This is a genomic window from Erysipelatoclostridium sp. MSK.23.31 (assembly GCF_019125875.1).
Classification (GTDB): domain Bacteria; phylum Bacillota_I; class Bacilli_A; order Erysipelotrichales; family Coprobacillaceae; genus Thomasclavelia; species Thomasclavelia ramosa.
Genome location: NZ_JAHOCB010000002.1, coordinates 14,481 through 40,890, shown reverse-complemented (window position 1 = coordinate 40,890; position 26,410 = coordinate 14,481). Strand labels below are relative to the sequence as shown.

29 protein-coding genes and 2 other annotated features are annotated in these 26,410 nt (G+C 32.0%); all 29 genes read left to right on the top strand.

The annotated features are described in order from the left end of the window. Window positions 1-40: 40 nt before the first annotated feature. The 29 genes from tig (at window position 41) to KSU54_RS01425 (ending at window position 26,250) form a co-directional block, all read left to right on the top strand. Window positions 41-1,321 carry a trigger factor gene (gene tig / locus KSU54_RS01565; RefSeq protein WP_117791882.1) on the top strand — a complete coding sequence of 427 codons (1,281 nt, stop codon included), beginning with the start codon at window positions 41-43 and terminating at the stop codon, window positions 1,319-1,321. 54 nt (window positions 1,322-1,375) lie between these two features. After that, window positions 1,376-3,697: an endopeptidase La gene (lon, locus tag KSU54_RS01560; RefSeq protein ID WP_003536682.1), complete on the top strand. Its 2,322-nt coding sequence runs from the start codon at window positions 1,376-1,378 to the stop codon at window positions 3,695-3,697. Window positions 3,698-3,753: 56 nt separating this feature from the next. Further along, on the top strand, window positions 3,754-4,353 hold the full coding sequence (yihA, locus tag KSU54_RS01555) for a ribosome biogenesis GTP-binding protein YihA/YsxC (RefSeq protein WP_008791481.1): 600 nt from the start codon (window positions 3,754-3,756) through the stop codon (window positions 4,351-4,353). Window positions 4,354-4,546: 193 nt separating this feature from the next. Further along, entirely contained in the window at window positions 4,547-5,524 is a 978-nt protein-coding gene (locus KSU54_RS01550; RefSeq protein ID WP_003536685.1) for a LysM peptidoglycan-binding domain-containing protein, read from the top strand. Continuing rightward, window positions 5,521-6,435, top strand: coding sequence for a hypothetical protein (locus tag KSU54_RS01545; RefSeq protein ID WP_003536687.1), 915 nt, complete (start codon window positions 5,521-5,523; stop codon window positions 6,433-6,435). The genes KSU54_RS01550 and KSU54_RS01545 overlap by 4 nt, the downstream gene beginning before the upstream one ends. Before the next feature lie 22 nt (window positions 6,436-6,457). Further along, window positions 6,458-6,660: a binding site (T-box leader), on the top strand. A 30-nt stretch (window positions 6,661-6,690) separates the two neighbouring features. Continuing rightward, window positions 6,691-7,362 (top strand): hypothetical protein, encoded by a 672-nt coding sequence (locus KSU54_RS01540; protein ID WP_008791483.1) that lies wholly within the window; start codon window positions 6,691-6,693, stop codon window positions 7,360-7,362. Continuing rightward, a complete protein-coding gene (locus KSU54_RS01535; protein ID WP_117791883.1) occupies window positions 7,334-9,955 on the top strand; it encodes a valine--tRNA ligase in 2,622 nt (873 codons plus the stop codon). The genes KSU54_RS01540 and KSU54_RS01535 overlap by 29 nt, the downstream gene beginning before the upstream one ends. Before the next feature lie 121 nt (window positions 9,956-10,076). Beyond that, window positions 10,077-10,235: a hypothetical protein gene (locus KSU54_RS01530; RefSeq protein WP_008791484.1), complete on the top strand. Its 159-nt coding sequence runs from the start codon at window positions 10,077-10,079 to the stop codon at window positions 10,233-10,235. A 1-nt stretch (window position 10,236) separates the two neighbouring features. Beyond that, window positions 10,237-10,374 (top strand): hypothetical protein, encoded by a 138-nt coding sequence (locus tag KSU54_RS01525; protein WP_003536696.1) that lies wholly within the window; start codon window positions 10,237-10,239, stop codon window positions 10,372-10,374. Between the two features lie 49 nt (window positions 10,375-10,423). Beyond that, window positions 10,424-10,810 carry an SPOR domain-containing protein gene (locus KSU54_RS01520; RefSeq protein ID WP_003536698.1) on the top strand — a complete coding sequence of 129 codons (387 nt, stop codon included), beginning with the start codon at window positions 10,424-10,426 and terminating at the stop codon, window positions 10,808-10,810. Beyond that, window positions 10,807-11,484, top strand: a complete 678-nt coding sequence (gene radC / locus KSU54_RS01515) for a RadC family protein (protein WP_003536700.1) — start codon at window positions 10,807-10,809, stop codon at window positions 11,482-11,484. The genes KSU54_RS01520 and radC overlap by 4 nt, the downstream gene beginning before the upstream one ends. A 57-nt stretch (window positions 11,485-11,541) precedes the next feature. Beyond that, window positions 11,542-12,387 (top strand): rod shape-determining protein MreC, encoded by an 846-nt coding sequence (mreC, locus tag KSU54_RS01510; protein ID WP_003536702.1) that lies wholly within the window; start codon window positions 11,542-11,544, stop codon window positions 12,385-12,387. Then, window positions 12,380-12,913 (top strand): rod shape-determining protein MreD, encoded by a 534-nt coding sequence (locus tag KSU54_RS01505; RefSeq protein ID WP_003536703.1) that lies wholly within the window; start codon window positions 12,380-12,382, stop codon window positions 12,911-12,913. The genes mreC and KSU54_RS01505 overlap by 8 nt, the downstream gene beginning before the upstream one ends. Continuing rightward, window positions 12,888-13,463: a septum site-determining protein MinC gene (locus tag KSU54_RS01500; protein WP_003536704.1), complete on the top strand. Its 576-nt coding sequence runs from the start codon at window positions 12,888-12,890 to the stop codon at window positions 13,461-13,463. Before KSU54_RS01505 ends, KSU54_RS01500 begins: the two co-directional genes overlap by 26 nt. After that, window positions 13,456-14,235, top strand: a complete 780-nt coding sequence (gene minD, locus KSU54_RS01495) for a septum site-determining protein MinD (protein ID WP_003536705.1) — start codon at window positions 13,456-13,458, stop codon at window positions 14,233-14,235. The genes KSU54_RS01500 and minD overlap by 8 nt, the downstream gene beginning before the upstream one ends. 48 nt (window positions 14,236-14,283) lie before the next feature. After that, window positions 14,284-14,862: a M23 family metallopeptidase gene (locus KSU54_RS01490; protein ID WP_117791884.1), complete on the top strand. Its 579-nt coding sequence runs from the start codon at window positions 14,284-14,286 to the stop codon at window positions 14,860-14,862. Further along, a complete protein-coding gene (locus KSU54_RS01485) occupies window positions 14,837-15,580 on the top strand; it encodes a site-2 protease family protein (RefSeq protein ID WP_003536707.1) in 744 nt (247 codons plus the stop codon). The genes KSU54_RS01490 and KSU54_RS01485 overlap by 26 nt, the downstream gene beginning before the upstream one ends. Before the next feature lie 40 nt (window positions 15,581-15,620). Continuing rightward, window positions 15,621-15,689 (top strand) — a sequence feature (ribosomal protein L21 leader region). A 13-nt stretch (window positions 15,690-15,702) separates the two neighbouring features. Next, window positions 15,703-16,047 carry a 50S ribosomal protein L21 gene (gene rplU, locus KSU54_RS01480; protein WP_003536708.1) on the top strand — a complete coding sequence of 115 codons (345 nt, stop codon included), beginning with the start codon at window positions 15,703-15,705 and terminating at the stop codon, window positions 16,045-16,047. A gap of 4 nt (window positions 16,048-16,051) precedes the next feature. Continuing rightward, on the top strand, window positions 16,052-16,375 hold the full coding sequence (locus KSU54_RS01475; protein WP_003536709.1) for a ribosomal-processing cysteine protease Prp: 324 nt from the start codon (window positions 16,052-16,054) through the stop codon (window positions 16,373-16,375). Between the two features lie 3 nt (window positions 16,376-16,378). After that, window positions 16,379-16,663: a 50S ribosomal protein L27 gene (rpmA, locus tag KSU54_RS01470; RefSeq protein ID WP_008791486.1), complete on the top strand. Its 285-nt coding sequence runs from the start codon at window positions 16,379-16,381 to the stop codon at window positions 16,661-16,663. Window positions 16,664-16,749: 86 nt separating this feature from the next. Continuing rightward, a complete protein-coding gene (obgE, locus tag KSU54_RS01465) occupies window positions 16,750-18,033 on the top strand; it encodes a GTPase ObgE (RefSeq protein ID WP_008791487.1) in 1,284 nt (427 codons plus the stop codon). Between the two features lie 126 nt (window positions 18,034-18,159). After that, window positions 18,160-18,726, top strand: a complete 567-nt coding sequence (gene ruvA, locus KSU54_RS01460; protein ID WP_003536713.1) for a Holliday junction branch migration protein RuvA — start codon at window positions 18,160-18,162, stop codon at window positions 18,724-18,726. Between the two features lie 10 nt (window positions 18,727-18,736). After that, window positions 18,737-19,726 carry a Holliday junction branch migration DNA helicase RuvB gene (gene ruvB, locus KSU54_RS01455; RefSeq protein ID WP_003536715.1) on the top strand — a complete coding sequence of 330 codons (990 nt, stop codon included), beginning with the start codon at window positions 18,737-18,739 and terminating at the stop codon, window positions 19,724-19,726. A 34-nt stretch (window positions 19,727-19,760) separates the two neighbouring features. Beyond that, entirely contained in the window at window positions 19,761-20,219 is a 459-nt protein-coding gene (locus KSU54_RS01450; protein WP_224209011.1) for a ComEA family DNA-binding protein, read from the top strand. Beyond that, on the top strand, window positions 20,210-22,216 hold the full coding sequence (locus tag KSU54_RS01445; protein ID WP_009009002.1) for a ComEC/Rec2 family competence protein: 2,007 nt from the start codon (window positions 20,210-20,212) through the stop codon (window positions 22,214-22,216). The genes KSU54_RS01450 and KSU54_RS01445 overlap by 10 nt, the downstream gene beginning before the upstream one ends. Window positions 22,217-22,251: 35 nt before the next feature. Then, window positions 22,252-23,199 (top strand): DNA polymerase III subunit delta, encoded by a 948-nt coding sequence (gene holA / locus KSU54_RS01440; RefSeq protein ID WP_003536721.1) that lies wholly within the window; start codon window positions 22,252-22,254, stop codon window positions 23,197-23,199. A gap of 8 nt (window positions 23,200-23,207) precedes the next feature. Beyond that, entirely contained in the window at window positions 23,208-24,422 is a 1,215-nt protein-coding gene (locus KSU54_RS01435; RefSeq protein ID WP_003536723.1) for an L-serine ammonia-lyase, iron-sulfur-dependent, subunit alpha, read from the top strand. Continuing rightward, window positions 24,412-25,506, top strand: a complete 1,095-nt coding sequence (gene hemW, locus KSU54_RS01430) for a radical SAM family heme chaperone HemW (protein ID WP_226814519.1) — start codon at window positions 24,412-24,414, stop codon at window positions 25,504-25,506. Before KSU54_RS01435 ends, hemW begins: the two co-directional genes overlap by 11 nt. Before the next feature lie 120 nt (window positions 25,507-25,626). Further along, complete coding sequence (locus tag KSU54_RS01425; protein ID WP_008791489.1) at window positions 25,627-26,250, top strand: flavin reductase family protein; 624 nt, start codon at window positions 25,627-25,629, stop codon at window positions 26,248-26,250. The last annotated feature ends 160 nt before the right edge of the window (window positions 26,251-26,410 follow it).

Below are 26,410 nucleotides of genomic sequence, written 5' to 3'. Positions count from 1 at the left end.
TAGTATATAATACGTGATGAAACTAAAAAAGGAGAATAGTATGAAAATCAATAATAAAAAATTAGAAAATGCAATCGTAGAACTAACAGTAGCATTTGATAGTGAAGAATGGAAAGCTACTCAAGAAAAAGCACTTGATAAATTAGCTAAAAATGTAAAAATCGATGGTTTTAGACCAGGTAAAGCACCTGCAGCTATGGTAAGAGCAAGAGTTTCTAAAGCTAGTGTTTTAGAAGAAGCAACAGATATGATTTTACAAACAAAATTTGTTGAAATTTTAACTGAGGCAAATGTTGAACCAGTAGCACAACCTGCTTTAAGTGTTCAAAAAGTAGATGCTGATGAATTGGAAGTTCAAATCTTAGTACCAGTAAAACCACAAGTTGAGCTTGGTGAATATAAAGGATTAGAAGTTAAAAAAGGTCGCGTTACAGTAACTAAAAAAGAAATCGAAGAACAATTAGCAAACTATCAAACTCAATTTGCTGAATTAACAGTAAAAGAAGGTGGGAAAGTTGCTAAAGGTGATACTGCAGTAATTGATTTTGAAGGATTTGTAGACGGTGTTGCTTTTGAAGGTGGAAAAGGTGAAAACTATCCATTAGAAATCGGTAGTGGTTCATTTATTCCAGGATTTGAAGATCAAGTGATTGGAATGACTGTAGATAAAGAACAAGATATCGTTGTTACTTTCCCAGAAGATTATGGTGCAGCTGATTTGGCTGGTAAAGAAGCTATTTTCAAAGTGACTGTACATGAAATCAAAGAAAAACATTTACCAGAAATTGATGATGAATTAGCTAAAGATGTAAATATTGATGGTGTTGAAACTTTAGATCAATTGAAGGATCATATCAAAGCTAATATTAAAACTCGTAAAGAATCTGAAAATGAAAATAAATTCATGGATGATTTATATAAAGCAATCGTAGCGTCTTCTAAAGTAGAAGACAGTGATGCTTTATTAGAACAAGAACAAGGATTAATGTTACAAGAAATTGAACAAAATTTACAAAGACAAGGGTTAAATTTTGAAGTTTACCAACAATTTACTGGTAAATCAAAAGATGATATCAAAGAAGATATTAAACCTCAAGCTGAAGAAAGAGTGAAATTAAATGCTATTCTTGCAGCAATTATCGAAGAAGAAAAATTAGCAGTTAGTGATGAAGAATTAGAAACAGAATTAAAAACAATTGCTGAATATTATCAAAAAGAATTAGACGAAGTTAAGAAAATTTTCGAAGGAAATATGAGCCGTATCGAAAACGATTTGTTAACTCGTAAAGCTGTTGATTTAGTAAAAGACAACTTAAAATAATGAAAAGACGCTCATGCGTCTTTTTAGTAAAATAGCGAAATAGGAGGAAATAGAATGAATGAACAAACTGTATTAACGTTACCGGTAGTTTGTACACGGGGCATGATTGTTTTCCCAGAAAACAGGTTAACATTAGATGTTGGTCGTCCAGTGAGTTTAAAGGCACTTGAATTAAGTGCTAATGAACATGATAACAATATCATTTTTGTCTCACAAATCAATCCATTAGTGGATAATCCTTCTTTTGATGATGTGTTCCATATTGGAACTCTTTGTAAAATTGATCGTAAAGTGCGCCGTGACAGTTCGGGAACTATCAAATTAACTGTTTTGGGGGCAAAAAGAGTTAGGCTGACTAACTTTGAAGAACAACAAGGAAGTATCTACTCAACTGTTGAAATTATTGAAGATGAATTTGGAGATCGAAATGAAGAAGTTGCTTTAGTTCGTAAGACAACTTCGTATTTTGAACAAGCAAAACGCAGTATGCCAAATATGCCGCTAGATTCAATCAATCGATTAACTAGTGGAGTATCAGCAAGTGTTTTAGCTGACACAATTGGACAATATTTACCAATTGATCTTAATCAAAAACAAAAAATCTTAGAAACTATTAATATCAATGAACGTTTATTATTAGTAGCTAGTTCAATTGAATCGGAAAAAGTGATAGGTGAAATTGAAGAAACGATTAATCGTAAAGTTCGTGAAAGTATTGATGAAAATCAACGTGAGTACTATTTAAGAGAAAAACTTCGGGCTATTAAAGAGGAATTAGGTGATAGTGTACCGAAGGAAGACGATGCAGAAATGATTCGTGAAGAACTTGAAAAAAATCCTTATCCACAGCATGTTAAGGATAAAATTGAAGAAGAATTACGCCGTTTTGAAACAATGCCAGCAGCTTCTTCAGAAGCTAATGTAGTAAGAACATATATTGACTGGATGATGAAAACACCTTGGTATCAAGAAACTAAAGATGTTGAAGATATTCAAGCAATTGAAGATGTTTTAAATGAAGATCATTATGGTCTTGAAAAGGTAAAGGAACGAATTGTTGAATACTTAGCGGTTAAACAAATGACTAAATCGCTAAAAGCACCAATTATTTGTCTTGCTGGGCCACCAGGGGTTGGGAAAACTTCAATCGCTAAAAGTATTGCCCGTGCACTACAGCGTGAATTCATCAAGGCATCATTAGGTGGAGTTAAAGATGAAGCTGAAGTACGTGGACATCGTCGTACTTATCTTGGGTCTATGCCAGGAAGAATTATTCAAGGGATGAAGAAAGCGGGAGTAATAAATCCGGTCTTCTTACTTGATGAAATCGATAAGATGTCAAGTGACTATAAAGGTGATCCGACTAGTGCAATGCTTGAAGTTTTAGACCCTGAACAAAATAGTCAATTCTCTGATAATTATTTGGAAGAACCATATGATTTATCAAAAGTATTGTTTATCGCTACTGCAAATGATCTAGGAAATATTCCAGCTCCGCTTAGAGATCGTTTGGAAATCATTGAACTATCTTCATATACAGAACAAGAAAAACTAATGATCGCTAAAAATCATTTAATTAAAAAGCAGTTAGCTTTACACGGTTTAAAGGAAGATCAACTAGTAATTGAAGATGATGCAATTATGGCGATTATTCGTCACTATACGCGCGAAGCTGGAGTTCGTGATCTTGAGAGATTGCTGGCAAAGATTTGTCGTAAAGCGGTATTAATCGTTTTAAAAGAAAAACGTGATAACTTAACAGTTAATAAAGAAAGTTTAGAAAAACATTTAGGTAAAGCACCATTTGAACATACTAAGAAATTAGATCATAGCCAAATAGGTGTCGTTACTGGTATGGCATATACACAATTTGGTGGAGATATTTTACCAATTGAAGTCAATCATTTCCAAGGATCTGGTAAATTTATTATTACTGGTCAATTAGGGGATGTAATGAAAGAATCAGCATCGATTGCATTAGACTATATGAAAGCTAATAAAGAGAAATATGGTCTTGAAAAAATTGCATTTGATAAAGAAGATATTCATATTCATGTGCCTGAAGGAGCTGTAAAGAAAGATGGCCCTAGTGCAGGTGTTACCTTGACCACTGCTATCTACTCAGCTTTTAAAAATCAGCCGGTTCGCAATGATATTGCTATGACGGGTGAAATTACATTACGGGGAAATGTGCTGCCAATTGGTGGTTTAAAAGAAAAATCAATTTCAGCGCATCGTTCTGGAATTAAAAAGATTATTATCCCAAAGGATAATGCTAAAGATATTGATGATATACCAAAATCTGTTCAAGATGAATTAGAAATCGTATTAGCTGATCATATTGATACAGTACTAGATCACGCACTTGAAAAATAGGGTTAAAAATAACCCTTTTTTTCTTATTGTGTGGTACAATGAAAAAGGTGATGAGAATGGTAAAAATAAAGAAAGCAGAATATGTTTTATCCGCAGCATGGAAAAGTCAATGGCCAGAAGAAAGTTTTCCTGAAATGTGTTTGGCGGGACGTAGTAATGTTGGTAAAAGCAGTTTTATTAATGCAATGTTAAATCATAATGGTTTAGCTAAAGTTTCAGGAACTCCAGGAAAGACAAGAACATTAAATTTTTTTAATGTCAATGATGCATTATATTTTGTTGATGTTCCTGGTTATGGTTATGCTAAAGTTAATGATAGTATTACTAAGCAATTTGGTAAGACAATGGATGAATACATAACTTTACGTTCAACTTTAAGAGGATTTATTTTATTAGTTGATTATCGTCATAAACCGACTAAAGATGATGTGCTGATGTATGAATTTGTTAAACATCATGATGTTCCGGTAATGGTCGTGGCAACCAAAGAAGATAAATTAAAAAGAAATGATCTGAAAAAGAATGAAAAAATTATCAAAGATACTTTGGGGTTTCATCCTGAAGATAAATTTGTTCGTTTTTCAAGCTTAAGGAAAAAAGGAATTGAAGAAGCATGGAACTTTATCTATGAGCTATGCGATATTAATTTTAATTAGATTTTAAAAAGTAAAATGATGGTAGATGCAAGAAAGATAGAGCTTTTAAATGTATCTACTTTTATTTTGTTTAAATAATATCAAAGTATCTAGATTCTGGTGGAACAAAGTAGAATGAATTAGTATATTCTATAAAAGGCGGTCTTTTTTCATATTTTTAAGAATCGTGCATATAGTTTGATGGGAGGTATATATGCAAAAGATATATTTTGAAAAATGGATTGATTTAAATCATCAATTGAATGAATTATTATCATTATCAGTAGATGAGTCTATTAATTACAAGATTGAAAGTGTAGGCGTTCGAGCAGTAGGAAGTTTAATTGTTAAAGGAGAGTATAATGGCAATCATAAATTTGATGAAAATATTGAATTAGATGTATTGGCAACATTTGATAAGATTGTTGATCAGCGAGATTTCAATATTAAAGTTGAAGATTTTGATTATTTTATTAAAGATGGAAATATCCAAATTAAGATTGAAGTAGGTATTCATGGGGTGGTAGAAGGAGAAGATCGATATGTACGGGATGAGCATCTTGGGCATGATGAAGCACTTGAAGAAATTGAAAACTTAATCAAGGATACTGAACCAGCTAATGCTTCAATTGAGCAATTAGTTCGAGCTAAACCTGTCGAAGTCCAAGAAACTGGACCAGTAACTCCAGCTTACGTTGCTCAAGCAAAGCAGCCAGAAAGTAAGCCGATGGCTGCTGAAACTACGACTTCAACAGTAAAAGAGATAAAAGCAGTGGCAAAAGAAATGGATAATCATCCTAAAAACTTAGAAACATCAAAAGTTGCTGTAATACCGCAGAAATCAGAGTCATCAGTACACGCAGCAAAAGAACCGGCTGTTCATATGACCAAAGAACCAATGGCACATGTTGCTAAAGAAGCTGCTGTAATGGAAGTCAGTAAAAAAGAAACAGCTATGGCTGAGGAGATTAGTGAACAACTTCAAGAAAAGGTTTACCAAAGCAAGTCACGACCAATTTTTCAAGACACTAGCGATAGTGTGGGAACTTATTACTTATATATAGTTAAAGAAAATGATAGTTATAGTGAAGTGGCGACCCGTTATAGTGTGGAAGAAGAAATAATCCGCAATTATAACCAAGATAAGGCTCTAGAAGCCGGCAGTGTCTTAATCATTCCATATGTTCCATGAACGAATTAATTAAGGAAGCCTATTCACTAGAAGTTATTGGTTATATTAAAGTAACAAAAAAAGTCTATAAAGTAAAATGTCGTGAAGGATTCTTTTGTTTAAAGTTTGTTGAAGACAATGGATTGACTGTTGTTATTGATCATATAGAGAGCTTGCATTTAAAATGCTTTTTGCCAGTAATCAGAAATTATAAAAAACAAGTTCTAACAAGTTATGAGGATAAAACTTTTTATTTAAGTCCTTGGTTAGCAAGTGATAATGCAATCGTTAAAGAATTAAAATTAAAATTTTATTATGAATGCTTATCATATTTGCATTCAACTTCTTTTTTTAATTATAGTGTTTCAAAGAGTTTTTTTAAACGTCAAATTGAAGATATAGCAAATATTATTCATGAGCGTCAAGCTTATTACAATGAAATTATGAGTAATTTTGAAGTTTTATCGTATCGTAGTCCAACAGGATGGATGTTTGTTTTAAATTATCATCGAATTGAAGGTTGTCTAAAAAAAGCCTTAGAACTTTTGGAATGCTATGAACAATATGTTTGCAATCTAGATACGATAAGATTATGTCTGACATATAATAATTTTAATTATAGTCATGTAATGATGAAAGAAAGTAAATTAATTTCTATTGATCAAATTAAAATCAACTTATGTATTTATGATATTTATAATATGTATCAAAGAATTCCAGAGTTTATCTTTGATTTTGACGTTATTCTTGATAGTTATTTTTGTAAGATAAAGCTCTTAAAAGAAGAGCGGCTTTTATTACAGTGTTTGTTACATGTTGTTCCGATCATTGAATTAGGACATGATGAAATTAATAATATTATCATGATGTCTCGCTTATTATATTATTTGGATTCAATTTCTTCGTTAAATAAAAAGTTAGCGATTGACTAGGGATGATGATTTTGTTAGAATATTTCTAGCAATGATTAGGAGGAGTAGATCCAGAAACTTTTAAGAGAGTCCCTGGCTGGTGGAAGGGGATAAGATAATGGATTGAAGGTAGCCTAGGAGCATGTCTATTGAAAAAAGTAGGTAGACACGTATGACTGCGTTAAGGTCTTGAGGCATAGATAAGCTATGCAAAGTAAGGTGGTACCACGAGCATTCGTCCTTATGACGGTGCTTTTTTATTTTAAGGAGGAAATTATGAGTTATTCAGTGGTTTGGATTTTATTTTTAGGTGGATGTTTATTTTTAATGTATTTTTATAGTGGTAAAATGCGTCAAGTTAAAAAATATCAAAAACAACAGCGGGCTGCATATGAAGAAAACCGGGTTAAGTATAGTCATTTTACAAGCGAAGTGTTTGATCAAACTCCTGATGAAGAGTTAACACATGCTGTTTTATTCCACCTTTTAGCAAAAGAAGATAAATTGTATGAAGGAGAAGAAATTACTGGAACATTGATTGATGTAATGACACCAAGCGAATTACTGATCTACACTATTTATCAAGTAGAACTTTCAATGGAAGGAGGGCGTGGTTCATTGCACTCATTCTTTATTAAGGAACCATATTGCCTTTATCGTCCATATGCCATTAAAGCATTTGAGGCTGTGGATTGCCATGAAATTGCTGAGTTGATGACTGCAGCAGAAAAATTAGCTGTAATGATTGAAAATGAGGAAGAAATTGAATTAGATGAAGATAGTGATTATGGAAAATATAATTTTTCTGATTTTACAAGCTCATTATTGTCAATGTTGAAATCTTCTGGAATTGTTAATAAAGCAGCTAAATTTATTCGTGAAAACAAAAATGATTTTATTGATTTGGAGGTAACAACTGATGAGCAAACAACTGGAACCGAAGTATAATCATCATAAAGTAGAAGAAGGAAAATATCGTCATTGGATCGATAAAAAATATTTTGAAGCTGGTGATACTAGCAAAAAGCCGTATTCAATTGTTATTCCCCCACCTAATGTAACTGGTAAATTACACTTAGGTCATGCTTGGGATACAACTTTACAAGATATGATCATCCGTTATAAAAGAATGCAAGGTTATGATGCTTTGTGGCTGCCGGGAATGGATCATGCGGGTATTGCAACTCAAGCTAAGGTAGAGGCAAGGATGCGTGAAGAAGGTATTTCTCGTTATGATCTTGGTCGTGATGGCTTTTTAGAAAAAGCATGGTCATGGAAGGAAGAATATGCTTCAATTATTCGAGCTCAATGGGAAAAATTAGGTTTATCATTAGATTATTCTAAAGAACGTTTTACTTTAGATGATGGTTTAAGCGAAGCAGTTAAAGAAGTATTTGTTAAATTATATAATGAAGGATTGATTTACCAAGGGAAACGGATCATTAATTGGGACCCAGTTCAAAGAACGGCATTAAGTAACATTGAAGTGATTCATAAAGAAATTGAAGGGGCGATGTATTATTTTAAATATCAAATCGTTGATAGTGATGAACAATTAATTATTGCGACAACACGTCCTGAAACAATGTTTGCCGATCAAGCTATATTTGTGCACCCTGATGATGAACGTTATACTCACCTAGTCGGGAAAAAAGCAATCAATCCAGCTAATGGTGAAGCGTTACCAATCATGGCTGATAGCTATATTGATATATCATTTGGGACAGCGGTAATGAAATGTACCCCTGCTCATGACCCTAATGACTTTGCGTTAGCAAAAAAATATAACTTAGAAATGCCAATTTGTATGAATGATGACGGAACTATGAATGAACTGGCACATAAATATGCAGGAATGGATCGTTTTGCTTGTCGAGAGGCTTTGGTTGCTGATTTTAAAGCAGCTGGGGTTGTTGACCATATTGAAAAACATATGCATCAGGTGGGGCATTCAGAAAGAAGTAATGCAATCGTTGAACCATATTTATCAAAACAATGGTTTGTTAAAATGGAGCCATTAGCTAAGGCAGCTTTAGAAAATCAGTTAAAGGATTCTAAAGTAAATTTTGTCCCTGAACGTTTTGAAAAAACATTTAATCAGTGGATGGAAAATATTGAAGACTGGTGTATATCTCGTCAATTATGGTGGGGACATCAAGTACCGGCTTGGTATCATAAAGAAACCGGTGAAGTTTATGTTGGGAAAAATCCACCTGCTGATTTAGAAAACTGGAAACAAGACGAAGATGTCCTAGATACATGGTTTTCAAGTGCACTATGGCCATTTTCAACACTTGGATGGCCTAATACCGATAGTGAATTATTTAAGCGTTATTTTCCTACCAATACTTTAGTTACAGGGTACGATATTATTTTCTTCTGGGTGAGCAGAATGATTTTCCAATCATTACACTTCACTGAGGAAAGACCATTCGAACATGTTTTAATTCATGGTTTGATTCGTGATGAACAAGGGAGAAAGATGTCAAAATCGTTAGGCAATGGTGTTGATCCGATGGATGTTATTGATGAATATGGTGCTGATACATTACGCTTCTTCTTAACAACTAATTCGGCACCAGGAATGGATTTGCGTTATATTCCGGAAAAATTAGAAGCATCATGGAACTTTATCAATAAAATTTGGAATAGTGCTCGTTTTGTTTTAATGAATATTGATGATGAAATGAAATTTGAAGAATTATCATTTGATAATCTAAATCTTTGTGATAAATGGATTTTAAATCGTTTAAATGAAGTGATTCGTGAAGTAGATATTAACATGGATAAATTTGAATTTGTTAATGTTGGTAGTGAGTTATATAAATTTATTTGGGATGACTTCTGTTCATGGTATATTGAACTTACAAAAGTACATTTAAATAGTACTAATGATACAGAAAAACAGGCAAGTTTAAATACATTAGTTTATGTTTTAAATGCGATTGTTAAAATGCTGCATCCATTCATGCCATTTGTAACTGAAGAAATCTTCCAGGCAATTCCACATTTAGAAGAATCTATTTGTATTGCTATCTGGCCAGAAGTAAATGATCATTTTACTGATGAAAGTATTAATGATCAATTTACATATTTAATCGATATTGTAAAAGGTATCCGTGAAATTAGAACACAATATACGATTAAAAATGCAATTGAAGTGCCATACGTGATCAATACTAAAAACGATGATCTAGAAGGATTGTTAAATAAATGTTTACCTTACATCAAGAAATTATGTAATGCAGTTTGTTCAGGTTATAATCTTAATGCTGCTGGTGAGGTTGCAAATATTACAATTAAAGGTGGCAATTCATTATTAGTTGAATTAGGGGATTATATTGATAAAGATGCTGAAAAAGAAAAATTAGCTAATCAACTTAAAAAGTTAGAAGGAGAAATTAAACGTTGTCAAAATATGTTGGCAAATGAGAAGTTCACTTCAAAAGCTCCAAAAGAAAAAGTTGAACTAGAAAGAAATAAATTAGCGGATTATCAATCTAAGTATGATGCTGTAAAAGAAAAATTAGAACAAATGTAAAAAGATGAAGAAATTCATCTTTTTTCTATTTTTAAAAGTAAAAATTATTTTCTTGCAGTAAATAATAATATAAGGTTTAGTGGTGAGTGTGACCTTAAATTCAAAAGAGGAGGCAAGAAAAATGAATGAATTACAGCAATGTATGCAAATGGAAGTAATGGGCGGTGGTGTTACGGGATTTTTCTTTTGTGTCGTAATTGGAACTGCAATTTATAAGATGTTTCGTTCGGGGGCTGGACGTGTATCGATTCCTAAAATTATTTCAATCGAGTGGCGTTAAAATGAAAGAATTATCGATTACATCTCAGCAAAAGATCAATGGTGGCGGAGCGATTGTTTATGTGATTTCTTTAGTAGCTGTAGCTGCTGGTTATAGCGTTGCTAAATTATTAAGAAAACGTTTTTCAATTACACGTTAATTGAGCATATTTATAAACTGCTAACATATACTAGATTTGGAGGTGCAAGATGAAAATAGTAAGACTTGTAGTAGTGTTAGCAGTTGCTTTATCAATTTGTTTTTGTGGAATCTATTTGAAGTTTTTTTCAACGATCAATAGTTATATTAATACTTACATAGTTCAAGTAGGAATATATAAACAAGATGAAAACGCTAATGAAATGATAAAAAAGTTATCAGATTTAGGGAAACCGAATTATAAGTATCAAAAAGATAATAATTTCGTAGTGATAACAGGTGTGTTTTTGGATGAAAAGGAGGCAAAGGACATGGGGAATACAATTAGTGAAAGTGGAATCACATGTGTAATAAAACAAACGAAATTCGAAAGTAGTTTTAAAGAGGTTATTGAAAAACAAGATTATGAAGCAATTATTAAAGAATTAGGATCATGAAATTAAAAAACTATCCATTGGAAGAACGACCGCGCGAAAAAGCCTTCCATCACGGAATTGAAAGCCTAAATAATATTGAATTATTAGCATTAGTCTTAAGAACTGGAAATAAGCAAGAATCAGCGATTGAATTGGCTCAACGTGTTATAAATGAAATTGGGGGTTTTCGTTATTTGCATGATATCAATTATTATCAGTTGATTCAGATTAAAGGAATCAAACAAGCTAAAGCAATAGAAGTTTTAGCTATTATTGAAATTGCTAAACGTTTGGATAAACAGCCTGTGGCTATGTCAGCTATTAAAGAACCGCGTGATGGTTATGAATTGTTGAAAAATCAATTAATGTTTGAACAGCAGGAAAAAGTGATTGTATTATGTTTAAATTCACGCTTAGAGGTAATTAAAGAAAAAACCGTATTTATTGGTGGGAATAACATATCTATTATTAGTGGGAGAGAGCTGTTTAAAGAAGCATTGATCTGTGGTAGTAATCGTGTGATGGTCGTTCATAATCATCCTTCAGGTAATCCTGAACCATCAATTGAAGATATTGAAGCAACCGAGCGCCTATATAGTATGGCAAAAGAATTAGATATAGATGTAGTTGACCATTTAATTATTGGTCGTAGTAGATTTTATAGTTTTGCTTCAAATAAGATTATTGAAGTTTAAAGATAATTGATTATTTTATATTAATGCCTTATAATGATATGGATGTGAGGTGGTAATTTGAATAATCGTAAAAAACAAAGAAATAAGAGAATAGTTTTAATTATAACGGTAGCAATTGTTGTTTTTTCTACTATATCATTGGTATTTTCAAGAACCCAAGGGGGACTTGAGCGAATGGTCAGCGATTCGATTGCTGCAATAGAGTATTATGTAGTAAAAAAACCAGTTGAATTTGTAAGTAATTTATTTAGTGAATATAATGAGTTAAAAGATGTTTATAAAGAAAATAAGATTTTAAAAGCAAAATTATCATCTTATGCCAGTGTCGAAGTTAATACTGATGTTCTTTCAAAAGAGATTGATGAGTTGAAAAAGATGCTAAATATTGAATATTTGCCAACTGATTATAATGTTAAGACAACATCATTTGTTCGTGAAAGTGATGATTGGAATAACGAAATTACAATTGATTTAGGAAGTTTGGCTGGAGTTAGCAAAGATATGGTCGTAATTTCTTCAAAAGGAATGATTGGTAAGGTTACTTCGGTTACAGAAGTGACGGCGCGAGTTCAGTTATTAACAGCAGAGAATCCTACTTCTGCATTACCGATTCAAGTTATTAATGGTGATCAAAATGTTTATGGACTTTTAAATCGTTATGACATTGAGTCAAAATGTTTTGAAATTACTCTATTTAGTGATGTTGAAAAATTTGAAGATAATGCCAAAGTAATAACTTCTGGCTTAGGTGGGAAAGCGCCTAAAGGAATTTATATTGGAACTGTAGAAAGTTCTATTGTTTCTGAAGATGGAACATCAAAAACAATTAGAGTTAAGCCGGCAGCAGATTTTAATGATCTGTCATATGTTGCGGTAGTATTTAGGAGCGATAGTAATGAATAAGCAATTATATCGTTATTATCTAGTGATGGCATTAAGTTTTGTTGTTGATAGCATTATTAGTTATTATTTACCGTATAATTTTGATAAATTAGGAATAACAATTGTTCCTTGTGTTAGTTTGATGATGTTCACATTGCTGAATAATACAATTGGTGATGAACACCGATACATATTTGCAACTGTGACTGGACTTTATTATGCGATTGTCTACGCAAATAGTTTACTGATTTATGTGTTGCTTTATTGTGTTTATGCTTTTTTTGGAAAGAAATATACTAAATTAGCAACTTATACCCTTTTAGAGATGTTTATCGCCGTAATTGTGACAATAATCGCCCAAGAAGTTGTGATATATTGGTTAGTGTGGATAACAAATGTTACGCAGCTATCAATCGTAGCTTTCTTGACAAATCGTCTTTTACCGACGTTAGGAGCTAATTTATTATTGATTGCACCAGTATATTTTATCCACAAGAAATTAGGATTCGAGGGTAAAGTCAATGCATATCAAAGTAAAAGGAGTTAATAATCATCTAGTTTTTGTTTTAGATGATAATCAAGATTTTAATAGTTTAATGAATGAATTGGAAAGTCTCTTGGAATCACCATTGCTTAAAAGTGATGGCTATTATCCGAGGGCTTTTTTTGATTTTAAAAGTCGAATTTTAAGTATTCATGAATTATTAAGATTATTGGATTTATTATTTAGTAAGCAGGTATTATTGTTTGATGGAATCAATATGGCCAAAGTAGAGAAGAAAAATAAGATTAAAGTAATCAACAAAACTGTTCATGCTGGAGAAATTTTAGAATTGGATCAAGATGCTTTGATTATTGGTCAAGTTAATCCCGGAGCTATTGTTAGATTTAAAGGAAAGTTGTATGTAATGGGGCGCGTCAGTGGATTGGTTGAGGGATTAAATGCTCGAGCAAAAATTAGTGGACAATTCTTTAAAAATGCCCATGTTAGAATTAATGGGGTATCTCGACGAAATTATACAAGTTATGAACTTACGATGCTTTATTATAAGGACAACGAAATATTCTTAGATAAGGGGGATATGATATATGTCTAGAGTTATTGTAGTTACTTCCGGAAAAGGTGGGGTAGGTAAAAGTAGTGTTAGCGTTAATCTGGCTAGTGCCTTAGCTTTTTCAAAATTTAAAGTATGTTTAATTGATGGTGATTTTGGATTGAAGAATTTGGATGTGATGATGGGGTTAGAAAATCGTGTAGTTTATGATTTAAATGACGTCGTTGAAGGCCGCTGTACAATTGAACAAGTATTAGTTAAGGATAAGCGTATAGATGGATTGAGCTTATTACCGTCATGTAAATCTTTATCATTTGAAAATCTAGATACAGAAATAATGAATTCATTAATTGAACGATTAAATAAAGATTATGATTTTATTATTGTGGACAGTCCAGCTGGAGTCGAAAAAGGTTTTCAATATTCTGCTTCATTAGCTAATGAAGCAATTGTTGTTGTCAATTTAGATGTATCATCATTACGTGATGCCGATCGCGTTGTTGGTTTATTGATGAAAAAGGGAATTAATACTATTAATATGATCATTAATAAAGTTAATGTTGATGATATTGAAGGAGCTCGCTCATTAACGGTGGAAGATGCTCAAGAGATTTTATCATTACCGCTGCTAGGGATTGTTTACGATAGCCATGATATGATTGAAGCTAATAATCGTGGTGTGCCGATTTTCTTAAATAATCAACATTTATTACATAGCTGTTTTGTTAATATTTCAAAGCGCATACTCGGGCAGCAAGTACCTTATGCTAAATATAAAAAGAAAAGTTTAATTCGTCGATTTTTTTATTCATAATTAACGTCTTTAATATCATCAGATTCATATAATGGAATAGGTGATAGAATGAGTAATCTAGATGATGTAAGAAAAAGAATGCAAAAGCGCCGGGGTACTAATAAAAAGCCATTAAATGATGATAATTTTAAGCGATTCTATAATTTTATGGTAAAGTTTATGGTCGTAATTTTAGTGGTTTTAGTATCAATGTCATATATTAAAATCAATCCGGATTCTAATATTAAGAAAATGATTTTGAATGATACTAATTATAAAGCGGTAACAAGCTGGATATCTGATAATTTATTTTCTTTTTTGCCAAGTGATGATGTTAGTGTTTCTAGTGGCGTGGAGTATCAGCATGTTAAAGATGACTATTATAAAAATAATAGTAATGAGGTATTAAGTATTGAAGCTGGGCGCGTAATTGCAACTGGTAATGATGAAAACTTGAGCGGATATGTAGTAATTCTAGGCAAGAATGATGTAGAAATTACTTATAGTAATATTGATAATGTAATGGTGACATTGTATGACGAGGTAGATCAAGGGATGGTTTTAGGCAGTTATCAAGATCAGTTTGTTTTACAGTTTGAACATTTAGGTAAGGAAATTAGTTATGAAGAGTATCAAAGGATGGAGTGATTGGTATATCCATCCTTTTACTTTGATTTATCTAATCGCTGCTTGGTTAAATGACAATTTATTTGCTTATTTGAGTGCTTTGTTTATTGTCTGTACTCATGAATTTGGACACTATTATTTTGCTAAAAAATTTAATTTTGAAATTGAGAAAGTTGAGATTTTCCCTTTTGGAGCTTTTTTGAGTTTAAATGATTATGGGACTCATCATATTATTGAAGAACTGGTAATAGTCATGGCGGGTCTATCTACTCATTTGGGAATGTTTATAGTAATAAAAGTATTTTTTGATAGCGAATATTTATTGGCAGTTAACCAATTAGTATTTGTTTTTAATCTCTTACCGATTTATCCTCTTGATGGATCAAAAATATTATTACTAGTTTTTTCATTATTTAAAGATTATTATCGAGCAGTCAAGTTACAAATTAAAGTTTCAATTTTTTCTTTATCAGTTTTGATTGTATTATATAATCAAATGGGATATATCTTAGTTTATTTTTATTTGCTCTATATAAATTATCAATATATTAAAGAGTTCCGTTATATAATTATCAGATTATATTTGAAAAGGATGCATGATAATCAATATCATCGGCTTAAAATTAATCATGACTACCGTTTTTACCGCCCATATGAAAATTATTATTTGATTGGTGGGAATGGTTATAGTGAAAAAGAAGTACTTCAATATTTAATAAAAAACTTAAAAAGTAATTGACTTTGATGGGTAAAAATAATATAATGCATATGTTGTAGACCTCTAGCTACAACCGCACATAAAAGGTATTAAAGCAATGCTGCCTTGGTTGGCGAGTCTTAGAATATTATAGGAGGTGCGATATGTACGCAATTATTGAAACAGGTGGAAAACAATTAAAAGTTGAAGCCGGAGATACTATCTTTGTAGAAAAATTAGATGTTGAAGCAGGAGAAAAAGTTGTTTTTGATAAAGTATTAGCTGTAGGCGATAAAACAATGAAATTAGGTGCTCCTTATGTAAAAGGTGCTACTGTTGAAGCTACTGTTGAAAAACAAGGTAAAGAAAAGAAAGTTGTTATTTATAAATATAACGCTAAAAAACATTACCACAAAAAACAAGGTCATAGACAACCTTATACAAAATTAGTAATCAATACAATTAATAAAACTGCTAAAAAAGCTGCTGAAGAAACTGCAGAAGCTTAATCAAATGATTAAGGTTTTAGTAAAACAAAATAATAATCAAATTGTTAATCTTAGTATTACAGGTCACGCTGACAGTGGAGAATATGGTAAAGATTTAGTTTGTGCTGGTGTTTCTACTGTTGGTATTGGAGCAATGAATATGCTTGCAAAAAAAGGATTCTTAGCTAAAGGCTTAGGAACGATTGAGATTAATGAAGGATATATAAATGTAGTTGTCAATCATACTGATGAAGTTTGTCAAGTGGTGCTAGAGACACTTGTTGTAACTTTAGAAACGATGGTTGAAAGCTATGGTCGATTTATTAAGATATCTAAAGTGGAGGTGTAACATATGATGTTCAAATTAGATTTACAATTATTCGCTTCTAAAAAAGGGGTAGGGTCAACTAAAAATGGTCGTGATTCTAAATCAAAAAGATTAGGAGCTAAATTATCTGACGGGCAATTTTGTACTGCAGGGTCTATTATTTATAGACAAAGAGGAACTAAAGTTCATCCAGGTACTAATGTAGGAAAAGGTGGAGATGACACTTTATTTGCTACAGTTGATGGAGTTGTAAAATTCGAAAGACTTGGTAGAGATAGAAAACAAGTTTCTGTTTACCCAGCTGCATAATTAAAATCCCTGCAAAGGGATTTTTTCTTGTACTAATAACTGATTATTTGTATCATAATAATAAAGAGATGAAAAGAGGTGGATATATGCAGTTTATTGATAAAGCAAAAATTAGAGTTGAAGCTGGAAAAGGCGGTGACGGGACAGTAGCTTTTAGACGTGAGGCCCATGTACCAAAAGGTGGTCCAGCTGGAGGTGATGGCGGTCGTGGTGGAAGTGTGATTTTTCAAGCGACGACCTCATTATCAACTTTGTTAGATTTGAAATATAATCGATTATATAAGGCACCATCTGGTCAAAATGGGATGGCTAAAAAAATGCATGGTAAAGATGCTATTGATACGGTCATTAAAGTACCGGTTGGAACAATGATTCTTAATGAAGAAACTGGGCAGATCATGGCGGATTTAACCGAAGATAAGCAACGTGTTGTAATTGCTAAAGGTGGCCGTGGTGGTCGCGGAAATGCGCGTTTTGCAACTTCACGGAATCCTGCACCACAAATTTGTGAGCGTGGTGAACCTGGTGAAAATTTCGATCTTATTTGTGAATTGAAATTATTGGCGGATGTGGGATTGGTTGGTTTTCCATCAGTAGGTAAATCAACACTCTTATCAGTTGTTTCACGAGCACGTCCGGAAATTGCAGATTATCATTTTACTACGATCGTTCCTAATTTAGGAGTGGTTCAAGTAAAAGATGGACGTAGTTTTGTTATGGCTGATTTACCAGGATTGATTGAGGGAGCGGCTCAAGGTAAAGGTTTGGGGCATCAATTCTTGCGCCATATTGAACGTTGTCGAGTAATCGTTCATATTGTTGATATGGGAGCAGTCGATGGCCGTGATCCATATGAGGATTATGTTACTATTAATAAAGAACTTGGTGAATATCAATATCGTTTATTAGAACGTCCTCAAATCGTTGTAGCAAATAAAATGGATGAAGATGGGGCTGAAGAAAATTTAGTTCGTTTTAAAAAACAGGTTGGTGAAGATGTTAAGATTTTCCCAATTAGTGCTATTATTCATGATGGTGTAGATCAGGTTTTATATGCGGTTGCTGATGCGTTAGCTACTGCACCAACTTTCACAATGGAAGATGAAGTTGAACATACTGTTCTTTATACAATGGGTGATGAGGAAGATAAACCATTTGAATTACATAATTTAGGTAATGGTAATTGGCAAATTACTGGCAAGAAGATCGAGAGAATGGTGGCAATGACATCGTTAGTAAGTGATGATTCATTAAAACGACTATTGATTAAAATGCGTAATATGGGTGTTGATGATGCACTTAGAAATGCCGGAGCTCAAGATGGTGATAATGTTGCTATCGGTGAGTTTGAATTTGATTTTTATGAGTAACCAGCTAGTAATACTAGTTGGTTTTTTTCTTTTACAATGCTATAATTGTTGAGAATGGTTTGAAACGATTTTGAGATAAAAAACAGTACGATGTGCTGTATAATAGTAAATGTGAAGGAGTAGGGAATGTATAGTTACTTAATTGGTACGGTAGTTGAGATGAATATTGATCATATTGTTGTAGAAAATAGTGGAATTGGTTATTTGATATATGTCAATAATCCATATGAATATACACGAGGTAAAGAAATAAAGATTTTTCTTTACCAACAAGTTAAAGAAGATGCATTATTATTATATGGATTTAAAACAAGTGAAGAAAAAGAAATGTTTTTAAAATTAATTCTGGTCAAAGGGATTGGTTGTAAAACAGCGATAGGAATTTTAGCTACTGGTGATGTAACAAGCATTATAAGTGCAATTGAAACAGGGAATGTAGCATATTTAAAGAAAATTCCTGGAATTGGACCAAAAGCAGCGCAGCAGATTATTTTAGATCTTCAAGGTAAGTTTAAAAATACACCAACAGCAACAACACTGATAAATAATAATGATTTAGACGAGGCGGCTGAAGTATTAATTGCCCTAGGTTATAAAAAATCTGAAGTGGATAAAGCTTTGGCAGTCCTATTAAATGAAAAACTAGATACTAACGGTTATGTAAAAAGAGCTTTAAGTTTATTAGTAAAGTAGGAGGTAGAAAATGACAAGGAATGAGATTCTTGATGCAAATGTTATTGATGATGATAGTAGTTTGCGTCCTTCATCATTCGATGAATATGTTGGTCAAACTAACTTAAAAGAAAATCTAAAAGTTTTTGTTGGGGCAGCTAAACTGCGTGACGAATCACTAGATCATGTGTTATTGTACGGGCCTCCTGGACTAGGAAAGACAACGATGTCAATGATTATTGCTAATGAGATGGGGACAAATATCAAAATTACAACTGGTCCAAGTATTGAAAAAACTGGTGATTTAGTTGCTATTCTAACAGCATTGGAACCGGGTGATGTTTTATTTATTGATGAAATTCATCGTTTAAATAAAGTGGTTGAAGAAATTCTTTATCCAGCTATGGAAGATTTTTGTGTTGATGTAGTGATTGGTAAAGAAGCATCAACACGTTCAGTAAGAATTGATTTACCGCCATTTACTTTAGTTGGAGCAACAACTAGAGCTGGTGATCTGTCAGCACCATTACGAGACCGTTTTGGAATTATTTCTAAACTGGAATATTACGATGAAACGGATTTAAAAACGATTATTGATCGGACCAGTCGTGTCTACTCAATGCCAATGGATGATGACGCTAAATCGGCTTTGGCGATGCGTTCCCGCGGAACACCGCGTATTGCTAATCGATTATTTAGACGGGTTCGAGATTTTGCACAGTTCAACGGTGAAGAAATTATCAGTAAAGAGCGGACGATTGAGGCTTTAGATCGTCTTAAAGTAGATCAATTAGGACTAGATGATGTGGATCATAAATACTTGTTAGGAATCATTCATCGCTTTAAGGGGGGACCGGTAGGTTTGGAATCTCTGGCAGCTTCAATTGGAGAAGAACCACAAACATTAGAAGATGTCTACGAACCTTATCTTCTTCAAATCGGTTTGATAAAGAGAACTCCTCGCGGTCGTGTTGCAACGAGTGAAGCATATAAACATTTAAATATAAATATTGATGAATAAGGCTGTTTTTACAGTCTTTTTTTGTGGAGGTATTGTGAAAAAACATGAAATTATTGGTTTGTTAATTATTTTAATTATCTCAACTGTTTATTCATTTACATTGCCTGAAACATCATTAAATGAAATTGAATCAGATCCACAAGTAAAAATAATTGTTGAAGGTAAGTATAATGAAACTTTAGTATTTAATTCTTCACCAACAATCGAAGATGTATTTAAAGCATTAAATACTGATAATGTTTATGGATTTGATCAAAAAACTGTTTTGGATAGCCAAACAGTTTTTTATATCCCTATAAATAAAAATTTAATTTCTTTAAATCATGCATCAAAAGAACAATTGATGACGATTAAGGGAATTGGACCAAAAACTGCAGATAAAATTATTGATTATCGTAATGAACACCCATTTGCTACCATCGAAGAGATAAAAGAAGTATCAGGGATAGGAGAAAAAACTTATTTGCGAATAAGGGAGTTATTATGTCTTTAAGATATCATTTGATTTACTATGCGGTAGCATGTTTGTTAGGTGTTTTGGTCATGTTGATTCATCCAGTTTTTTTAGTGCTCTTAATTATTTATGCGTTCTTTATAATTCGTCATTTTGGGTGGGGACGACTTGTAACGATAGGGCTGGTTATGATTTTCTTTTTAGTGTTTATTAGGTGGCCTCAGCCGACCGATGAACCAATTATAAGCGGGTATATAATTAGTAGGGATGAAAAGAGCATTGTATTGAAAACAACAAAAACAAAGATCAAAGTATATGGTGAGTTTATTGGCTATGAAGTTGGTGATGAATTAGAAATTGAGGTTAATTATTTTGAAATTAGTCGTGCAACAAACGATAACGCATTTGATTATCGTAACTATTTGTATAGTCAAGGGATTACTAATAATGCATCTTTACTACGCCTTATAAATAGTCAAAAACATAATACGCTTTTTCAAAAACTTCAAAAACGAATAGACGGTAAAGAGCTAGTTAATAGTTATGCAAGCATGTTTATTTTGGGAATAAGAGATGAAATGATCAATGATTATTATCATCAATTAACAGAGTTGTCGATTGTTCATTTGTTTGCTTTGTCAGGACTACATATTCATATATTAAGAAGGTTGATTAAAAAAGTATTAATTTTTTTATTACCGGAATATTTAATTAATTACCTCAGTCTAATTATAATTGGTGTGTATATGTATATTATTCCATATAATATTTCTTTTATGCGGGCGTATTTAGTAATGCTTTTGATGACTTTGTTTAAAAAGTATCTAAATCAATTAGACTGCTTTAGTCTTGTTGCTATGTTTTTTGTATTTATGAATCCATATATTATTTATAATTTATCTTTTGTTTTTTCCTATTTTATGTATTTAATAATTATTTTGATTAATCATCATAGGTACCTGAATGAGATAGTTTATGGAGCTAGCGTACCAATCGTTATTTCGATTCAATATCGAATTAATATACTGTCATTGTTTTTAGGGATTATTTTAACACCACTGATTTCAGTGTTATATCAACTGCTATGGTTATATGTGATTTTTGGTAATTTCTTTAAACCGGTTATTAGTCTAGTAATTGAAGTTCTAGATAATATTGTTGTTTTTAGTACGGACTTCTCTTTTTTTATTAATTTTTCTAAACCATCTTTATTTTTTATTTTAGGATATTACTATATTTATTTTAAATTAATAGTCAAAATAAATATTAAACAGCGAATTCACCGTGAGATTCTATTACTGCTAAGTTTAGTGATCATGTTTTATTTTAAACCATACTATCAGACTTTTGGTCAAGTGGTTATGATTGATGTAGGTCAAGGTGATTGTTTTTTTATTCAACAGCCTTATAATCAAGGAAATATTTTAATCGATACTGGGGGATTGCGAAATAAAGATCTAGCTGCTTTAACATTAGTACCATATTTACGTTCGGTAGGAGTGTTTAAATTAGATCATGTTTTTATTTCTCATGATGATTTTGATCATAGTGGAGCTTATCAGTCACTTGCGGATCAAATTGAAATTGGACATACTATTACATCATACCAAGATAAATTTAAAATTGGGCAGGTAGAAATTGAGATACTGAAAACACCTGAATCAACAGATAATAATGATAGTTCGTTAGTTTTGTTGGTAACGATCAATAAGTTGAAATATTTATTTACAGGGGATATATCCAATGCAGTAGAACGACAGTTGATCAACGATTATCCAGAGCTTAAAATTGATGTATTAAAGGTTTCCCACCATGGCAGTAATACGGGGACTAGTGCAGCTTTTTTAAATGCAATAAAACCTAAAATTGCCCTAATTAGCTGTGGTAAAGATAATTATTATGGTCATCCCCATGATGATGTAATTACCCGCTTAAATGATTATGGAGTAAAGGTTTATCGTAGTGATGAAATGGGCATGGTGAAGATTGTTTATTATGGTAATGATAATTATATTTTCAATGACTTTAATGATTAAATAGTCTATAATTATTACTGTTGGAGGAACGATAAATGATATTTGTAATATATGGTGAAGAAAGTTTTTTGATGGAACAAAAATTACAGTCTTTAAAAAAAGAATATGATTGTAATGAGGATAATATGAATATTTCAACATATCGGGCTAATGAAGATAGTTTAGAAGAAGTTTATGAAGATTTGATCACACCTCCTTTTTTAACCGACAAGAAAATGGTTGTGTTGAAAAACCCTTATTTTTTAACGACAAAGAAAGTAAAAAAAGATAATAATGAGTTAGAGTATTTTGAAAAATGTTTAATTAATAGTGAAGAAGTAATATTTGTAATTTATCATGTTGGTAAAGATTTTGATGAGCGTAAAAAAATTGTTAAAAATTTACGTAAACAAGCACAATTTTTTGAAATAGATAAAGTTAATCATTATAAGCTATCAGACAGTACACGTCAAGCAATCAGACGTCGAGATGCAACGATCGATGATGATGCATTAGAATTATTATTGAGTCGTTTAGGAGATAGTTTGAATAATGTTGCTCTTGAGGTGGAAAAACTATGTTTGTACAGCAAACATATTACATATGATATTGTTGATGAATTGGTAAGTAAGCCGTTGGATGAAAATGTTTTTGCATTAACTAGTGCGATTCTTCAAAAAGATCGAAGAAAAATGTTTTCGATTTATCATGATCTAATGATTTTAAATGAGGAACCAATTAAGTTGATTGTTCTTATAGCGGGTCAAATGCGGCTAATTTACCAAGTTAAATTATTGGATCGTAAAGGTTATAATGATAAAGAAATTGGAAAAATACTGGGAGTTAATCCTTACCGATTAAAATATGTTCGTCAAGAAGGAAAAGATTTTGATTTAAATGAATTATTGCAATGTTTAGATGATTTATCACGTCTTGATGTAGAAATCAAAACAGGTAAAATGGATAAAAAAATGGGTTTAGAATTATTTATGGTAAGAATTTAGGAGGTATTATGGAATCATTAAGAGAGTTATATAAAATTGGGGTTGGACCATCTTCGTCCCATACGATGGGACCACAAAGAGCGGCATTAAAGGTTAAGGAAACCTATCCTCAGGCTACACATTTTGAAGTATATCTACATGGCTCGTTAGCATTGACAGGGAAAGGCCATTTAACAGATTACATTATTGAAGAAACTTTAGGTAAAGATAGTGTTAAGATACACTTTGTTAATACAGCATTACCTAAACATCCAAATGGGATGATTTTTGAAATATATCGGGAAAATCAATTGCTTGATAAAATTACAGTTTATTCAGTAGGTGGTGGAGCTTTAATGTATGATGATAGTTCTTTGCAACCTTCTAAGCAAGTATATCCGCATGGTAATTTAACGGAAATTTTAGAATATTGTGATCGTAAAGGAATCAATTTATATGATTATACAATCGAGTATGAAGATGAGCATTTTAAAGCTTATTTATTTGAAGTACTAAATGCAATGTTTGCTTGTGTTGAAGCTGGATTATCAACAACGGGAGTTATTCCAGGAAAACTGGGATTGAAAAGAGTTGCTAAATCAATGTATCAACAAGCAATCAACACACGTCGTAGTGGAGAACGAGATCGCTTATTAGTTAGTAGTTATGCTTATGCGGTTAGTGAAGAAAATGCCAGTGGACATCGTATTGTTACTGCACCGACATGTGGAGCTAGCGGAGTTTTACCAGCAGTCTTATATTATTGTTACAAACAATTAGAAATTCCTCGAAAAGAGATTATAAAAGCATTAGCAGTAGCTGGAATATTTGGCAATGTTATTAAAACAAATGCAACTATTTCTGGCGCTGATGGTGGTTGTCAGGCAGAAATCGGAAGTGCTTGTGCAATGGCAGCGGCTGCTTATGGCTGGATTTTAGAACTTAATAATAATCTGATTCAATATGCTGGTGAAATGGGCTTAGAACATAATCTTGGTTTAACATGTGATCCTGTAGGCGGCTATGTTCAAATTCCTTGTATTGAGCGTAATGGTTTTGGTGCACTTAGAGCAATGGATGCGGCGATGTATGCTAAGCAGCTGGGTTACTTGAGAAAAAATAAAGTTTCTTTTGATGCGGTTGTTCGGGTGATGAAAGAAACAGGAAAAGATTTAAATAGTGCGTATAAGGAAACTTCTTTAGGTGGTTTGGCTAAAGAATTTGGTTTTGAAAATGAAGACTAATTCATTATATCTGCATATTCCTTTTTGTGAACAAATTTGTGCATATTGTGACTTTTGTAAAGTTTTTTATAACGAACATCAAGCTGATGATTATTTGGCGGTTTTAAAACATGAACTTCAAGCTTTAAATATTACAGAGCCGCTAAAGACTATATATATTGGTGGTGGAACACCGAGCAGTTTAAATGATGAACAATTAGAATGGCTGATGGATATTATTAAACCATACATAAGTAGTGAGACTAAAGAGGTGTCCATAGAAGTTAATCCAGAAAGTATCGATTATTATAAATTAGATATTTTAAAAAGAGGTGGTGTTAGCCGTTTAAGTATCGGGGTTGAAACATTTAATGATATCCTTTTAAAAAAGATTAATCGCCAGCATACGAGTATACAAGTTGAGCGGATTATCGATTATGCACGCAAAATTGGTTTTAATAATATTTCAATTGATCTTATGTATGGTTTGCCTAATCAAACGATTACGGATATAAAAAATGATTTAGCTAAGGTTAGACAGTTACCGATCGAGCATATTTCTTACTACTCACTAATTTTAGAAGATCATACTGTCTTGAAAAATCTAAATTATCAACCGCTTGATGAAGAGGTGGAATCGAAAATCACTCAATTGATAGAGGAATCTTTAGAACAAATAGATTTCCATAAATATGAAATCAGTAATTTTGCGAAAACTGGATATGAGTCACTTCATAACCTAGCTTATTGGCAGTATGATAACTATTATGGAATTGGGGTAGGAGCCAGTGGAAAAATTGATGATTGCTTAATAGAACATAATCGTAATTTAAATGCTTATTTACGTCGTCAAAATACAATCACAAAGATGATTAATTCTAAAGAAGAAACGATGTTTAACCATTTAATGATGTCATTACGTTTGGTGAAAGGCTTAGATTTAAAAGAATTTGAAAAGAGATATGGTTTTAGAGCAGTTGATGTTTATCAAACTGCTATTGATAAACATTTGAAGATGAAAACGTTAGTAATTGAAAATGATTATTTACATGCAACTAGTGAATCAATTAAGTTATTAAATGAAATCTTAATAGATTTTTTATAAACGGGGATAATTAGATGAGTTATCGTATAGTGAACGGTTAAATCTTCTAAATTGGGTTTACAATAGGAAATAAAAGATGTATAATCAAATAGTAATCATTACTAATAAGGAGATTGGGATATGAACAATAAAGCATTTTTTAAGTTAAGTTATGGGTTGTATGTTGTATCTAGCAGTTGTGATGGTAAGGACAGTGCTTGTATTGCTAACACTTTTGTACAGGTTACTTCAGAGCCGGCACGAGTTTGTATTACGCTGAATAAAAATAATTATACTACATCGTTAATTGAAAATAGTTGTGTTTATAACGTTGGGGTATTACTTGATGATATTGATATGGATGTTATCAGAAGATTTGGTTTTCAGTCTGGTAAAGATGTTAACAAATTTGATGGGATTGATTATGAAGTTGATTGTCAAAATATTAAACAAATCACCGAAGGAATAGCTGCTTCATTTAGTGTTAAAGTTATTTCAATGACAGATGTTGGAACACATATTATGTTTGTTGGCGATGTTATTGATTGTAAAGTGATTAATGAAGGTGAAGTATTAACTTATGCAAATTATCATAATAAGAAAAATGGAACAACACCTAAAAATGCTTCTAGTTATCAAGCAGATACTTCAAAACATGGTTGGAGATGTACTGTTTGTGGATTTATTTTAGAAGCAGATGAATTGCCTGAAGATTTTATTTGTCCAGTATGTAAACAACCGGCAAGTGTTTTTGAAAAAATTTAACAGCCTTAGGGCTGTTTTTTTTGTGATTTTATCAAGGAATTAGATTGATTATAGAGTTGTTTTAAATAGAAATCGGATTTATAATTCTTTTTTTATTTTTTAGCACAAAGGTGTTGACAGTGCTAATTATTGATGTATAATGTATTTAGCACAAAGGAAA

What these genes read in the sequence shown, in the direction of transcription:
- tig (WP_117791882.1), top strand. Translation starts at nt 41, where the DNA reads ATGAAAATCAATAATAAAAAATTAGAAAATGCAATCGTAGAACTAACA.
- lon (WP_003536682.1), top strand. Translation starts at nt 1,376, where the DNA reads ATGAATGAACAAACTGTATTAACGTTACCGGTAGTTTGTACACGGGGC.
- yihA (WP_008791481.1), top strand. Translation starts at nt 3,754, where the DNA reads ATGGTAAAAATAAAGAAAGCAGAATATGTTTTATCCGCAGCATGGAAA.
- KSU54_RS01550 (WP_003536685.1), top strand. Translation starts at nt 4,547, where the DNA reads ATGCAAAAGATATATTTTGAAAAATGGATTGATTTAAATCATCAATTG.
- KSU54_RS01545 (WP_003536687.1), top strand. Translation starts at nt 5,521, where the DNA reads ATGAACGAATTAATTAAGGAAGCCTATTCACTAGAAGTTATTGGTTAT.
- KSU54_RS01540 (WP_008791483.1), top strand. Translation starts at nt 6,691, where the DNA reads ATGAGTTATTCAGTGGTTTGGATTTTATTTTTAGGTGGATGTTTATTT.
- KSU54_RS01535 (WP_117791883.1), top strand. Translation starts at nt 7,334, where the DNA reads ATGAGCAAACAACTGGAACCGAAGTATAATCATCATAAAGTAGAAGAA.
- KSU54_RS01530 (WP_008791484.1), top strand. Translation starts at nt 10,077, where the DNA reads ATGAATGAATTACAGCAATGTATGCAAATGGAAGTAATGGGCGGTGGT.
- KSU54_RS01525 (WP_003536696.1), top strand. Translation starts at nt 10,237, where the DNA reads ATGAAAGAATTATCGATTACATCTCAGCAAAAGATCAATGGTGGCGGA.
- KSU54_RS01520 (WP_003536698.1), top strand. Translation starts at nt 10,424, where the DNA reads ATGAAAATAGTAAGACTTGTAGTAGTGTTAGCAGTTGCTTTATCAATT.
- radC (WP_003536700.1), top strand. Translation starts at nt 10,807, where the DNA reads ATGAAATTAAAAAACTATCCATTGGAAGAACGACCGCGCGAAAAAGCC.
- KSU54_RS01505 (WP_003536703.1), top strand. Translation starts at nt 12,380, where the DNA reads ATGAATAAGCAATTATATCGTTATTATCTAGTGATGGCATTAAGTTTT.
- KSU54_RS01500 (WP_003536704.1), top strand. Translation starts at nt 12,888, where the DNA reads ATGCATATCAAAGTAAAAGGAGTTAATAATCATCTAGTTTTTGTTTTA.
- minD (WP_003536705.1), top strand. Translation starts at nt 13,456, where the DNA reads ATGTCTAGAGTTATTGTAGTTACTTCCGGAAAAGGTGGGGTAGGTAAA.
- KSU54_RS01490 (WP_117791884.1), top strand. Translation starts at nt 14,284, where the DNA reads ATGAGTAATCTAGATGATGTAAGAAAAAGAATGCAAAAGCGCCGGGGT.
- KSU54_RS01485 (WP_003536707.1), top strand. Translation starts at nt 14,837, where the DNA reads ATGAAGAGTATCAAAGGATGGAGTGATTGGTATATCCATCCTTTTACT.
- rplU (WP_003536708.1), top strand. Translation starts at nt 15,703, where the DNA reads ATGTACGCAATTATTGAAACAGGTGGAAAACAATTAAAAGTTGAAGCC.
- KSU54_RS01475 (WP_003536709.1), top strand. Translation starts at nt 16,052, where the DNA reads ATGATTAAGGTTTTAGTAAAACAAAATAATAATCAAATTGTTAATCTT.
- rpmA (WP_008791486.1), top strand. Translation starts at nt 16,379, where the DNA reads ATGATGTTCAAATTAGATTTACAATTATTCGCTTCTAAAAAAGGGGTA.
- obgE (WP_008791487.1), top strand. Translation starts at nt 16,750, where the DNA reads ATGCAGTTTATTGATAAAGCAAAAATTAGAGTTGAAGCTGGAAAAGGC.
- ruvA (WP_003536713.1), top strand. Translation starts at nt 18,160, where the DNA reads ATGTATAGTTACTTAATTGGTACGGTAGTTGAGATGAATATTGATCAT.
- ruvB (WP_003536715.1), top strand. Translation starts at nt 18,737, where the DNA reads ATGACAAGGAATGAGATTCTTGATGCAAATGTTATTGATGATGATAGT.
- KSU54_RS01445 (WP_009009002.1), top strand. Translation starts at nt 20,210, where the DNA reads ATGTCTTTAAGATATCATTTGATTTACTATGCGGTAGCATGTTTGTTA.
- holA (WP_003536721.1), top strand. Translation starts at nt 22,252, where the DNA reads ATGATATTTGTAATATATGGTGAAGAAAGTTTTTTGATGGAACAAAAA.
- KSU54_RS01435 (WP_003536723.1), top strand. Translation starts at nt 23,208, where the DNA reads ATGGAATCATTAAGAGAGTTATATAAAATTGGGGTTGGACCATCTTCG.
- hemW (WP_226814519.1), top strand. Translation starts at nt 24,412, where the DNA reads ATGAAGACTAATTCATTATATCTGCATATTCCTTTTTGTGAACAAATT.
- KSU54_RS01425 (WP_008791489.1), top strand. Translation starts at nt 25,627, where the DNA reads ATGAACAATAAAGCATTTTTTAAGTTAAGTTATGGGTTGTATGTTGTA.